We start from the raw sequence: 12,957 nt of genomic DNA on the forward strand, positions 1-12,957 counted from the left end.
GAGCTCAAATTCATATTAAGCACAAGTAGTGTTTTTCGATTTAAACGCGAATTAAATCTATTAAATTCTATTTTTAGGATTATCATAGTATTAACTATTTAGTGATAATGTAAAAGTCATTATTATTTTATGGATTGAATATGTTTTCCTCAGAACAAATAGCAATTGAACATTGGCCAATAAGAAAAAAAGGATTTTTGTCATACAGTTCAAAATTTTTCGCTGCATCTACTATTGCTACACTTGCCACACTTAGCTATTGTATTATTGACAGCGCCATTTATGGTTTTAAATTTAACAGAAATTTAAGCATGCTTATGCTGTTTTCAGCTGCTTTCGTTGCTACTTCGCTAATGCTAGTTATATCTTACGGAGTGTTTAAATATTCTAATAAAAGAAGCGATAGCTTAAAAGAAGCAGTTAAAATTAGTGATCGTAAGATAGCATCAATCAGTGGTAAGGTATTTGCTGCAGCACTTGCAATTAGTGTTACTTCTTTAGCTTGCACGCTTATAACCAGTGCTATTAATGGGCAAGATAGCCCTTTTTTATCTTTAGTTAGAGAAACTTTTGGTTTTAGCAGTAATGGTGCTTGGATAGGGGGAAGCGGTGGTCTTTTACTTTGTTTTCTAGCAAGTTCATTTGTTGTTTTTGCTATTTCTGGCCTTATGCATTTTTACTCTAAAGATAATGCAGCTCACCGAGATAGTAATTCATCAATATCATCAGCCTTAAGTGCAGCAGAAACTGAAGGTGATAATAGTAAAAAAAAAAGATAATAAAAACACCTCAGAATAAACCTGGTTGCCAGGACTTTGATCCTGAAAATGTAGACCTCTCTCAACTTAACAACTTATCTAATGATCAACTCAATAAGGCTATTGCTGCAGCTGAACATCATGGTTCTACTAGAACTGTTTATGATACTCCTTGGGACCAAAGCCGAACTTATACGGTTGCCAACCCATTACCAAAAAGAAGGAATAGTGCCCCTTGTCAGTACAATAGTAATTTATCATTATGCTTAAGTGAAGCAGGAGGGGATGAAAGTTTTGGTAGTGATGATGAATTGCAAGCAGCAAGTGCAAAATGCACTAAATCTAGTGTAGAAGTCAATTTAATGTTGCAAAATAATAACATTAAAGACATTGAACCAGTAAAACCCATCCCTCTTCCAAGAAAAGGTTTATTAGACCAGGGAAGTAATAATACTATTGATCTTAGTGATCAAGAAAGTGCATTATTGCAAAACCAAGCTAAAGCTTCTCAAGCAAGAAGGGATAAGAATTCGAGTCATTCTGATGAAAAAATCCTTACGGTAGCAGAAAGAACTGAATCTCTTAAACAATGTGGGCTTAAAATATAACATATAGATGATATTTTAATTATGTTTTAGACCTATAATAATCACGTAGACTTTTGCTGGTAACGACAACAGTGCCAGCAATTCTATCATGCCACGCCCGGCCACGTTTATCAAAATTTGCCCATATGAAACCAAGAAACAAAGGAGTAGCTGAGAGTGCAGAGGCAAAAAGTCTTTTAACTGCTTGCCCAAAGGTAATTTTCTGCAGTGTCACCTCATCTACAATTCTAAACCCAAATAGCAACTTTGCAGGAGTTGCAGCAAATTTAACCCACATTAATATGATATATATGAAAAGTACAGAAAGTTGAACCAGCTGATTTACCAAAACTAATTTTATTTGTTTATCTTTAATTATTACCTCTTCTTGAGTTAAGGGTACTTGCATTGAGTATTTTTTCATTACTTTAAGCACCTCTTTATCGTTTCTACCAACAAATAAGTAATTAAAACCATAACTAGTTGCATATAAAAGCAAGAGCAGTATTAATAAATCAAGGAATACAGTGGTGTAGCGTCTGAGCCCAACAACGTAACATATTCCTCTGTCATCTTTTTTTTCTTTGGGTGCAAATAACAGAAACTGGTTAAAAAAGAACTTGAACATATGCAAAAACTAAGTTTTAAATTCTATTTATATATATTATTTTGCAAAAAATACGAATAAAGAATTTACCTGTATATGCAAAGATTGGGTGTTATAACTGGGAGAAAGTTATCACTCAAAAATTGCTAATTACCGTCATTATATCAATAAATGTAGATGCAGCAAATATAAACGCACCAGTGGTTGATTATTACGAATTTAGCCAAGATATAAAATCTTTTGCTCAAGGTTGCGAATGTAATTTTCTTGAAGAGATGGCAAAAAAATTACTAAATTACATTATGCTAAACGATAAAATATTGCACTGCTACCTGCAAATTCTCAAACCATCGGCACTTGATGGAGTAGGGGAAGTTTCAGTAATTATAGAAAAATAGTTTTATAAATTACTTTTTAATTTTATTAATGTGGTCTTTTGTTCATATAGGGGCTATCTAAAGAAAATAAAGGTATCTTTACTTCAAAAAGGTCAGAGTTATCGGATATAAACTCGTACTTCCCTTGCATTATTCCAGAAGGTGCATTTAAATATGTTCCACTTATATATTCAAAAACTTCACCTGATTTTAAAATAGGCTGCTCTCCCATTATTCCAACTTCACTGATTTCATCAACCTTGCCAGTGTAATCTATAAGCTTCCAATAACGTTTTAAGAGCTGGACTGTTAAACATCCATTATTTTTGATCTTTATACAATAAAACCAAGCATAACGATCTTTATGTGGTGTAGATCTTTCATCAACATAGAATGGTGGTTGTACTGTAACTCTAATTTCATTAGTAATACATGAGTATTGCAACTCTAAGGACATGGTAATATTTTTATAGATTCTACATAATAATGTTATTACATTTTATATAAGACTTCAATTGTTATGGGTAAATCAGATGCACTTAGATCGAGCTATGCAGTTTGTTATTGGCATAATGGGTGGAGGGCAATTAGGTAAAATGATAGCTGGTGCTGCAGCAAAATTTGGTATGAAAACACACGTTTTTACTAATGATAAAGATAGTCCTGCAAGCCATACAACTAGCAATTTAACAATTGCCGATTTTACTGATGAAGACGCCCTAATTTCATTTGCTCAAAGTGTTGATCTAGTAACTTTAGAGTTTGAGAATATACCGTACAGCACTATTGACATTCTGCTCCAACATACAAGTGTTTATCCAGGTAAAAAGTCGCTATATATTGCTCAGAATAGACTGAGAGAAAAGGGTTTTATGAAAGAGCTAGAAATACAGGTACCTAAATATTGGTCTATTTCTAATTATACAGAGTTGCAGGAGAAAAATTCAAATTTTCCTTTTATACTAAAAACAACAGAGATGGGCTACGATGGTAAGGGGCAACATGTGATCCAATCTGATTTTGACATACAAAACCTTCATAACTCATTGGATTGGGAAAAAGAATATATATTAGAAGAATTGGTTGATATAAAAAAAGAAATCTCTCTTATTATTGCAAGGGACAAAGATAAAAATACGTCATTTTTTCCAATAGCAGAAAATTTTCATGTAAATGGAATACTTGATAAGTCAGTAGTACCTGCAAAAATTGATTCTTATTTAACTAAACAAGCGCAAGAAATCGCAGAAAAAATTGCATCTGAGCTTGAACTGATAGGAATTTTAGCAGTAGAATTTTTCATAACTAAAGACGGCAGTTTACTTGTTAATGAAATTGCTCCAAGGCCTCACAACTCTGGGCATTGGAGTTTGGATGCTTGCAATGTTAGTCAATTTGAACAATTAATAAGGGCAATTTGTGGGTTTCCACTACAAGAAGTCAAACTGCACTTTCCTTGTACAACAAAGAATATACTCGGTACTGATATCAATAACTGCTTTCACTACTTAAGCAACCCAAATTCCAGTCTTACTATATATGGTAAAGGGCAGGCAAAAGAAGGACGTAAAATGGGACATGTAAATATCATAAATACATAAATTTTAAAATTGGATTTATTTTGAGACTTTCCTTTAGAAGAAACAGTAGTACTGCTTAAAAAGGGGCTACTCGAACTTCACTCTTTTAACATTCTGTGATGTGCATGGCTCAGAGAGGTTAGATTCAGGTGAATCTAATTCATTGAAACATCTTTTAAGTCTATATATCAGAGATTCAGGAAGACTAGATCTATGTGAATTTACACTAGATCCATTTGAAGATGTTTCAAATTGATATTCTGATAACTCAGATTGAGATGAGCTGATATTTGATATATCTGAAAGTCTTCTGCGCTTTCGCATTAAGGGTAGTATATTTATATCTGGCTGATCTACACACTTTCTGCGTTTAAACATTAAAAATCATCATTTTCAGATGAGCTTTCACTTAAATATTTTTTACGCTTGCGTACTAAGGGCATAGGAGAAATTGACTGATTAGGATCTGAATTAAGCTTGCTTAAAAGTTTTCCATATTTTGATACTTTAGACTTCATTTCACTTGAAATTGCAAATTCATTGAATGTTTTTCCCTCTTTATTTCTCTTGCTAAAATCAGCTCCACTTTTTAGTAAAAATTTTACTATCTGTAAATTATCCTTTTGAACTGCAAAAATTAAAGCAGTATTCCCATTTTTACGATCTTGTATATTGATATCAGTATGGCAGTATATTATTAGCGTTTCTACTATATCTATATGATTATTCAATACTGCTAAGTGAAAAGGCGTAAGTCCATCATGATTATACTCATTGACTGTATCTTCACTAAGTAAAACCTTAACTATGTCTTGATACCCAGTTCGAGCTGCTATATGAATGGGTAAATTACCGCTACTATCACTGATATTACGTCTTGCACCTAAACACAATAAAATCTTAACTATCTCTAAATTATTACTAAACGTTGCTATAAATAACGGTGTGAATCCTAGACTATTCTTTATGTTTACATCTGTTTTAAGTTTAGCTAATGTTTTTACCATTAGTGCATCACGACATAGTACAGCCATATGAATAGGTGTGTTTCCATTTTTACTTTTTGCATTGATATTGGCACCTAAAGATATAAGCCGTACACTTTCTCCTATGCTACTTTGCAACACTGTATCAAAGAGTTGCTCTTCTAAGCCCATAACCTTCCCCCATAGTTTAAGATAGTGATGTTTTATATTATGCTGTATATAGCATAAATTTACTTCCATTAGTAGAAGTAATCAATTTAATTGACAAACCAAGCTTTAACTTTTAGTCAACTATTTTTTGCATATTTATGAAAATATTGCATTATAATTGCAGCTGTTTCCTCTATTGATCGTTGTGTTACATCAATGATTGGCCATTTATTTTTAGAAAAAAAAGCTTCTGCTTCTAGTATTTCTTTTTCAACTTGCTCGGTGCCTATGTATTGTTTATTATTTATATCTTTTATTGAAATCAGCCTATTTTTACGTATTTGTATCAGTCTATCTATATCTATAGTTAACCCAATAACTAATGTGTTTTTAATTTTCTTCAGATCTACATAAAAAGGTACCCCATCAACAAAAGGTAAATTTGCTACTCTATAACCACGATAAGCTAGGTATATGCCAGTTGGTGATTTTGATGTACGTGATACTCCGACTAAGACTATATCAGCTTCATCAATATCATAAATATTTTGTCCATCATCATGATTGATAGTGTAATTAATTGCATCCATTCGTTCATAATAATCATCACTTAAGCTATTATGCAAATTTAGAAATGAATCTTTCTTAACATTCAAATAAGATGAAATTTCTCTTATGATATGAGACAGTATTGCCACATAAGGAACTTTGAGGGTACGACAACTCTCTTTCAAATAATTTCTTAGCTCATCATTAGTGATAGTGCAGATGACAAAATTATGCTCATCTTTTTTTATCAATTCTAAAATTTTATCAATCTGTTGCTTATCTTGTATCAAAGACCACACGTTTTCCCTGGCATCAATTGAGTTAAAATGTTGAACTGCAGCTCTTGCAACTGATGCAACAGTTTCTCCTGTTGAATCAGATACTAAATGTAGGTTAAGTATTTTTTTCAAGATGTTAACGAGCTTAATATTGTAAAAAATAACACAAAATATTTAGAAAACAAATTCCGTATTTCTATCTTCTACAACATTCCTTAATTGTAACTCAGCTGTAGTAAGGTCAGATACATATACGGAATGGGCTGAGAAAACTTTATTCATAAGAAAAAACCCATTAAAGCAACACATGGAAGTAGATATAATAGACAATATTGCAAATTGTGTTATTGCAGCTATTTGTACGCTCTTAGATTCAAAGAAATCATATTTTTCTATTAGAAGTACTATACTTGTTGAAATACAAAAAAGAATTAAAGAAGCTATTATATAGATTGCATTTGTTTTAGAGCTTGCATTCATGGGGTGATCTAGAAATTTTGTAATACACATATTAACAGCTAATTATACCTATTTAAATATAGGATATCTTTAATCACATTGAAATGCTTTTTTAATGTAATATTCATGGATTAGAAAATATTATGTAAATGAGCCTTTTACCGAATTTACTTAATCAAAACCTATTACAGAACAATATATAGATTAATATTTTCTAATATGTTACTTGAACTAACATAGATATAATAACTAATATAAAATGCATGTTATAAGTTTAATTTAAATTTAATTTGAGAACTAATTCTGTACAATAGAAACATGCGCTTATAGCTCAGTTGGATAGAGCGTTACCCTCCGGAGGTAAAGGTCGTGGGTTCAAATCCCTCTGGGCGCATTTCTTCTTTACTTAAATTAAAATTTAGTGGACGAATACATACATGAACCTGGTGATAATGATGGAGATAATCCTAAAAATCTTAGATCATTGCTACCTGATGATGAAGTTAAATAAGGTGTAAATATAGATGAAGATGAAAATGTGCTAGGAGATGATGGTGGTGTCCATTCTCTTGGAGTAGATGGTGTTTGTTGCATTATATCGTTAGCTGAAGCTGGAAATATAGGTTTAAGTTCGAGCGGTTCTTCTTTATTATATAAACTTGGCCATGATTCTCCTTTTCTAAGAAAAAATAGTGATGATGATTCTGATATTATACTAACATTCTCACTTGAAAATGATACTTTAGACTTTGATATTTGCAAAGATCGTATTGAGGAACCTATACCAGATGATGATTTTGGGTCATCTAGTAGTTTTGGTATTATCTCTTCAACTGGAATGTCATTAATAAAAGATAATACTGGCTTCTTTGACGTTGATAAGATAGGTGATGAAGGAATTGAAGATATAAGAAATGATGGTGTTGGTGATCGTAATAATGGTATGTGCATAAATGTATTAGAGCATGATTCCAATGATGACCTTGGAGTAGATAATAGTTTTAACACTGTATCATCAGTTGAAGTTAATGGTGATGAAAGTGTATATACACTTGAAAAACAACGTTCATGTGATTTGAAGTACTTGCTTTTTTTTAACATTACTATAGTATTATATAATGAAAAAAGTGAAGATGTTATTGTTGTTAACAACAGTGCTATAATTAGAAGCATGTAATTTACCTTTAATTGTTTTTTATGATAATATGATAGTGTATCACCATGTATGTTAAAGTGGTATTGAGCCATAGCCCAAAATCCCATTGCTAACAAACCAATATGAAGTAGGGTAACACTATATCGAATTCTTTTATCTGCTAATTCTTCTTTTTCTGTAAATATTTTTTTACACCTTCTCGGGATTATATCCTCTTTATGCTTACACTTAGTTTTAAATAAAAAATCTTTTGTTATGTAATATTTAGTATTAAAATAAATTAACATATTAAATAAATTAACAAAAGACAAAATAAAGATCAAGCAAGCATTCTTAATTAAGAAATTATGATCATAATGTTGTTTCACCAATAAATAAGAGGTTGTAACACAGGATAAAACCGTTATAGCTACGGTAATTTTTTGAAAGAGCTTACTTTTTTCCATAGTACTGATTATAAAATAATAGTAGTTTTTATATTAAAATAGGCATAAAATATCAACTATAATTTTAGGGAAGTTATTGAAATGTAAGGTGTTAGTAATACAATTCACGTTTAACAATTGAGATCAAGGCAGTGAACAGTAATTTATCTTGGCCCTTTCAAGAAGCAAAAAAAATTTTAGAACATTCTGGTAACAAAAAAGAGATTATACTCGAAGCAGGTTATGGTCCTTCTGGTTTGCCACATATAGGAACTTTTGGCGAAGTGTTTCGTACAACAGTGGTGACAAATGCGATAAAAGAATTAGCACCAAATATTAAAGTAAGACTAATAGTTGTTTCCGATGACATGGATGGTTTACGTAAAGTACCAGATAACGTGCCAAATCAAAAGATGCTCAGTGAGAACTTAGATAGACCGCTGACATCTATTGCTGATCCTTTTGGTATCTGTGAAAGTTACGGCCATTATATGAATGCTAAGTTGTGTAAATTCCTCGATCTATTTGAATTTGAGTATGAGTTTAAAAGCGCAACTGAGTGTTATAAATCTGGCATATACGATGAGAAGCTACTGCTTCTGCTAAAAAATTATGATAAAATTATGGAAATAATGCTGCCTTCACTAGGTGAAGAGAGGCAAAAAACTTACAGCCCGTTTCTGCCAATATGTGGCAAGACTGGTAAGGTGCTACAGGTACCAGTGATAGAGAGAAATTTAAGTAAAGGCACTATAACTTATAAAAATGATTTGGGAGAGGTGGTTGAAACTCAAGTAACAGGCGGAAGATGTAAATTGCAATGGAAGCCTGATTGGGGAATGAGGTGGGCTGCATTTAAAATTGATTACGAAGCTCACGGCAAAGACTTAACACCATCTGCAGTGCTTTCAAGCCAAATATGCAGTATACTCAATGAAAAGCCACCTTTACTTTTTTGTTATGAATTATTTCTTGATAAGGAAGGCAAGAAAATTTCAAAATCAAAAGGTAATGGTGTATCAATTGAAGAATGGCTGCGTTATGCTTCACCTGAAAGTTTAGCATTTTATATTTTTCAAAGTCCTAAGAAAGCAAAGCGTTTATATTTTGAGATAATTCCTAAATTTATGGATGAGTACTTAGAGTTTGTAAAACGCTATCATGAAAATAATGATAAAGACAATCCAGTTTGGCATATACATAAAGGCAAGATTCCAAAAATTAACATTGAAAATATAAACTTTACATTGCTGCTCAACCTAGCTGCTGCCTGTAATGCAGAAAATAAATATATTTTATGGGGATTTATTTCTCGTTATATATCAGGTGCTACGCCAGAAAACAATAAGACTTTAGATAAGATGATAAGTTTTGCCACACAATATTATCATGATTTTGTAAAGCCAAATAAAATATACAAAATTCCAAATGACTCTGAAAAGGAAATGTTAACGGATCTAATTTATACGCTAAAATCTTTGCCTGATAAAACCACAGCAGAAGAAGTGCAAACCCAAATATTTAACCTTGGTAAAAAATATAAATTTGAGAACCTACGTGATTGGTTTAAACTATTATATAAAGTGTTATTTGGTCAAGAAACAGGTCCAAGAATGGGTTCGTTTATTATATTATATGGAATAAATAATACCATTTCTCTTATAGAGGAAGCAAAAAGTAGATCTCAGTAGCTATTTTCAGTTTTATGTTTGATTACTACTATATGAAAATGGCGTTGAGGCAAGCTCAAAAGACAAAAGATGAAATTCCTGTTGGAGTAGTAATAGTAAAGAATGAAAAAGCGGTATCTTCTGCACATAACAAGACCATTGCTTTATCTAACCCCATTGCGCATGCAGAAATTTTAGCAATAAATGAAGCAACTTCATCTATAGGTAAATTGTTTGACTGCGATATGTATGTAACACTAGAGCCATGCCCGATGTGTGCTCAGGCTATTTCTTTTTCTCGAATTAGAAGACTCTATTTTGGTGCTTATAATAAAAAAGGAGAGAGTATTGAAAATGGGGCAAGAATTTTTAAGTTTTGCAGCTATGTTCCTGAAGTATATGGTGGTATACTGGAGAGTGAGAGTTCCTTGCTACTTAAACATTTTTTTACAAAATTAAGAGAAAAAGATATTGTTTATGGAAGATGTTGTGAACTTAAAAACTAATTTTAAGCGTTAAATTTACTGTTTAACGTATTTATAATAGGTTACGATTATTTTAATAATATGCGAATTTTAGCTTCAAAAATGTGCCGATTAAGCTTTCATTTGATATTAAGGTAAAATTTTGTTAGTCTAAGAGTTGTTTTTTATTTTTGTGATGTATGGAAATTAATGGATAATGATGATTTTTTATTTATTCCGCTAGGAGGAGTTGGTAAAATAGGCATGAATGTTAGCCTATACCATTACCAAGGTAAGTGGATTATGATAGATCTTGGCGTTGGCTTTGCCGATAGCAGTATGCCAGGAGTTGATTTAACAATTGCTGATATAAGCTTTATTGCAAAGAAAAAAGATGATCTGCTTGGCATAATATTGACTCATGCACATGAAGATCATCTTGGTGCAATCCAGTATCTATGGAAAGATTTGCGATGCCCAGTATTTGCAACTAATTTTACTGCTACATTTTTAAGATCAAAGTTGAAGGAGTTCAAATTAGAAGATGCAATACCAATAAACATAATTGAACAAAATGAAAGTTTTACACTTGGTCCATTTGATATTGAATTTATTAATGTGACTCATTCAATTCCAGAGGCAAATGCAATAGCTATAGGTACTGATGCAGGCAAGATATTACATACAGGAGATTGGAAATTTGATCCAGGTCCAGTTATTGGATCAACTTCTAATATGGAACGTCTGAAAGAGCTGGGGAACCAAGGTTTACTCGCTGTTGTATGTGATTCAACTAATGCTTTTACAAAAACTGAGTCACAATCTGAGAGTGGAGTTGAAGATCACATATATAACATAATACAGAAATGCGAGCAGCTGGTTGCTGTATCATTATTTGCCTCAAACGTAGCACGCATTGAAACCATTTGTAAAGTTGCAGAAAAATTGGGCAGGAAAGTAGCATTATTGGGAAAATCACTATGGAGAATAGTGGAAGTCTCGCAAGAGAGTGGATACTTAGCTGATTATGAATTTTTAGGTGCAGAAGAAGCAAGTCGTTTTTCAAGAGATAAGATGTTACTGCTTTGTACGGGTTGTCAGGGTGAGCCGCTTGCTGCTAGCTCTAAACTTGCACAGAGAACTCATCCAACGTTTCAAATGCAAAAAGGCGATACTATTATTTTTTCGTCAAGAATGATACCAGGTAATGAACAACGAATACATAATATGTTTAACTCTTTTGTGAATATGGAAGTTGAGGTCATAACTGAAGATACCAAACACGTGCATGTTTCTGGGCATCCGGTAAGAGAAGAATTAAAGATCATGTATGAACTTACAAAACCTAAAATTTCTATTCCTGTACATGGTGAGTATATTCATATGTATGAGCATGGAAAGCTAGCGCAAGAATGCGGTGTGAGTAAATCAATCATGGTCAGACCAGGGGACGTTATTGATTTAGTTGGTGCTAAAAAAATTGATTCAGTTCAATTTGGTTATTTTGGTATTGATGGAAAATTTTTGCGTCATCCAGATAGTGATGTAATGAAAATGCGTAGAAAGATGCAAAGTGCTGGACTGGTAGTAGTTACAGTAATTCTAAGTAAAAAGAATAAGTTACTCAAAGATCCCGTAGTATTTGCTCCTGGTGTACTTGATCATCAGAAAGATCAAGGCATTTTAAGAAAGATGTCAAAAGAAGTCGAAACTGCAGTATTTTTAAAGGATTTAAAGAAAATACGTCATAAAATTAGGGATTCTATTTGTAACCTACTTAAAAGGCAGTTATTAAAAAAGCCTTTGATTGAAATTCAGATAGAGCAAGTATAAGATAGCTTTTATGTATAATATGAAATATTTTGTATGGAAAGAGATATAGTAAAAGCGCTACTGATAGAAAAAACAGGTGATCCAGAGGTACTAAAGCAGGTTAATAAAAGTATTGGTAATCCAAAAGAAGGTGAGGTGCTTATTCGCCATAAGGTAATAGGGTTGAACCGTTATGACCTAGAATGTAGAAGAGGAATTCGTAAGTTGGCAAAGTTCCCAGTAATATTGGGAAGGGAAGCTACAGGTATTGTTGAGAAAGTTAGTACAACTGGTAATAATCATTTTAGGGTAGGGGATAGAGTTGTTTATTGCGTTGTTCCCTTTGGTGCTTATTGTGAAAAACGTATTATTGATCAAAAATATTTAATTAAAATTCCCGATGATATATCTGATGAAGTTGCAGCAGCTGTGCTTTTTAAAGGGATGGCAGCACACTATCTTTTATATCGAGCATATAGAGCATTGCCTGGAGCTTTTTTGTTGGTACATGGTGCAAACGGTGGGATAGGGCAGATATTATGTCAATGGGCAAACCATATGAAATGCAAGGTTATAGGTACTGTTAGTTCTGATGATAAAAAGGAGATTGCAGTGCATAACAGCTGTCAATATGCAATAAATTATAATGATGGAAATTTTGTTGAGCAAATCATGGAGATCACAAATGGAAAGGGAGTAAATGCTGTTTATGATCCACTGGGTTTAGTTACAAGTAAAATATCTTTTGAATCTTTGTCTATATTCGGAGTATATGTTTCTTACGGTCAAATATCTGGTGCTGCTCCTAACATAAATTTGTCAATGCTGAGTTCTCGTTCTTTATTTGTTACAGGCGCTTCAATGCATCATTATAAAAGCAATATATTTGAGGTGGGACTAACTGTAATGGAAATTTTTGCAATGATAAAAAGAGGTTATATTAAGGTACATATTAATAGAAGATATAGATTCGATGAAATTAAAAAAGCCCATGAAGATATGGAAAATAGGAAGCTAAGTGGGTTAAATATTGTTATTGTATAGTCTCACTAATAATTCTAAAATAATTAGAATTACAAATAACTTTAAAAATAAATTA

Annotated in this window: 15 protein-coding genes and 1 tRNA gene; 12 read left to right on the forward strand and 4 right to left on the reverse strand. The window is 32.3% G+C overall.

The genetic code is table 11. The annotated features are described in order from the left end of the window. The first annotated feature begins 140 nt into the window (after positions 1-140). Positions 141-779: a hypothetical protein gene (locus tag AACL09_RS03985; RefSeq protein ID WP_339047135.1), complete on the forward strand. Its 639-nt coding sequence runs from the start codon at positions 141-143 to the stop codon at positions 777-779. A gap of 341 nt (positions 780-1,120) precedes the next feature. Beyond that, a complete protein-coding gene (locus AACL09_RS03990; protein ID WP_339047137.1) occupies positions 1,121-1,366 on the forward strand; it encodes a hypothetical protein in 246 nt (81 codons plus the stop codon). A gap of 19 nt (positions 1,367-1,385) precedes the next feature. Here AACL09_RS03990 and AACL09_RS03995 read toward each other — a convergent pair whose 3' ends face one another. Next, a complete protein-coding gene (locus AACL09_RS03995) occupies positions 1,386-1,973 on the reverse strand; it encodes an RDD family protein (protein WP_339047139.1) in 588 nt (195 codons plus the stop codon). A gap of 41 nt (positions 1,974-2,014) precedes the next feature. Between AACL09_RS03995 and AACL09_RS04000 the strand changes: the two genes are divergently transcribed. Then, positions 2,015-2,350, forward strand: a complete 336-nt coding sequence (locus tag AACL09_RS04000) for a dihydroneopterin aldolase (RefSeq protein WP_339047141.1) — start codon at positions 2,015-2,017, stop codon at positions 2,348-2,350. Between the two features lie 25 nt (positions 2,351-2,375). On the opposite strand, the gene apaG is transcribed toward AACL09_RS04000, so the two are convergent. After that, positions 2,376-2,786 (reverse strand): Co2+/Mg2+ efflux protein ApaG, encoded by a 411-nt coding sequence (gene apaG / locus AACL09_RS04005; RefSeq protein ID WP_339047143.1) that lies wholly within the window; start codon positions 2,784-2,786, stop codon positions 2,376-2,378. Positions 2,787-2,862: 76 nt separating this feature from the next. Between apaG and AACL09_RS04010 the strand changes: the two genes are divergently transcribed. Both AACL09_RS04010 and AACL09_RS04015 read left to right on the forward strand, forming a co-directional pair. Then, positions 2,863-3,930, forward strand: a complete 1,068-nt coding sequence (locus AACL09_RS04010; RefSeq protein ID WP_339047145.1) for a 5-(carboxyamino)imidazole ribonucleotide synthase — start codon at positions 2,863-2,865, stop codon at positions 3,928-3,930. A gap of 100 nt (positions 3,931-4,030) precedes the next feature. Next, the gene (locus AACL09_RS04015) at positions 4,031-4,165 is read left to right on the forward strand and encodes a hypothetical protein (protein WP_339047147.1); all 135 of its coding nucleotides are present in this window, start codon (positions 4,031-4,033) and stop codon (positions 4,163-4,165) included. Positions 4,166-4,286: 121 nt separating this feature from the next. Here the strand turns inward: AACL09_RS04015 and AACL09_RS04020 are convergent, their stop codons facing one another. Both AACL09_RS04020 and AACL09_RS04025 read right to left on the reverse strand, forming a co-directional pair. Next, positions 4,287-5,066 (reverse strand): ankyrin repeat domain-containing protein, encoded by a 780-nt coding sequence (locus AACL09_RS04020; RefSeq protein WP_339047149.1) that lies wholly within the window; start codon positions 5,064-5,066, stop codon positions 4,287-4,289. A 116-nt stretch (positions 5,067-5,182) separates the two neighbouring features. Further along, positions 5,183-6,007: a pyruvate, water dikinase regulatory protein gene (locus tag AACL09_RS04025; RefSeq protein ID WP_339049013.1), complete on the reverse strand. Its 825-nt coding sequence runs from the start codon at positions 6,005-6,007 to the stop codon at positions 5,183-5,185. Between the two features lie 172 nt (positions 6,008-6,179). On the opposite strand from AACL09_RS04025, the gene AACL09_RS04030 reads away from it, so the two are divergent. The 7 genes from AACL09_RS04030 (at position 6,180) to AACL09_RS04060 (ending at position 12,902) form a co-directional block, all read left to right on the forward strand. Next, a complete protein-coding gene (locus AACL09_RS04030; protein WP_339047151.1) occupies positions 6,180-6,323 on the forward strand; it encodes a hypothetical protein in 144 nt (47 codons plus the stop codon). A 328-nt stretch (positions 6,324-6,651) separates the two neighbouring features. Further along, a tRNA-Arg gene (locus tag AACL09_RS04035) sits at positions 6,652-6,725 on the forward strand. Between the two features lie 144 nt (positions 6,726-6,869). Beyond that, positions 6,870-7,508 (forward strand): hypothetical protein, encoded by a 639-nt coding sequence (locus AACL09_RS04040; protein WP_339047153.1) that lies wholly within the window; start codon positions 6,870-6,872, stop codon positions 7,506-7,508. Between the two features lie 556 nt (positions 7,509-8,064). Continuing rightward, a complete protein-coding gene (locus tag AACL09_RS04045; protein WP_339047155.1) occupies positions 8,065-9,603 on the forward strand; it encodes a lysine--tRNA ligase in 1,539 nt (512 codons plus the stop codon). Between the two features lie 32 nt (positions 9,604-9,635). Continuing rightward, on the forward strand, positions 9,636-10,088 hold the full coding sequence (locus AACL09_RS04050; RefSeq protein WP_339047157.1) for a nucleoside deaminase: 453 nt from the start codon (positions 9,636-9,638) through the stop codon (positions 10,086-10,088). Positions 10,089-10,256: 168 nt separating this feature from the next. Continuing rightward, on the forward strand, positions 10,257-11,879 hold the full coding sequence (locus AACL09_RS04055) for a ribonuclease J (RefSeq protein WP_339047159.1): 1,623 nt from the start codon (positions 10,257-10,259) through the stop codon (positions 11,877-11,879). 45 nt (positions 11,880-11,924) lie between these two features. After that, the gene (locus AACL09_RS04060) at positions 11,925-12,902 is read left to right on the forward strand and encodes a quinone oxidoreductase (RefSeq protein WP_339049015.1); all 978 of its coding nucleotides are present in this window, start codon (positions 11,925-11,927) and stop codon (positions 12,900-12,902) included. Positions 12,903-12,957: the final 55 nt, after the last annotated feature.

This window comes from Candidatus Mesenet endosymbiont of Phosphuga atrata (genome assembly GCF_964020175.1).
Classification (GTDB): domain Bacteria; phylum Pseudomonadota; class Alphaproteobacteria; order Rickettsiales; family Anaplasmataceae; genus Mesenet.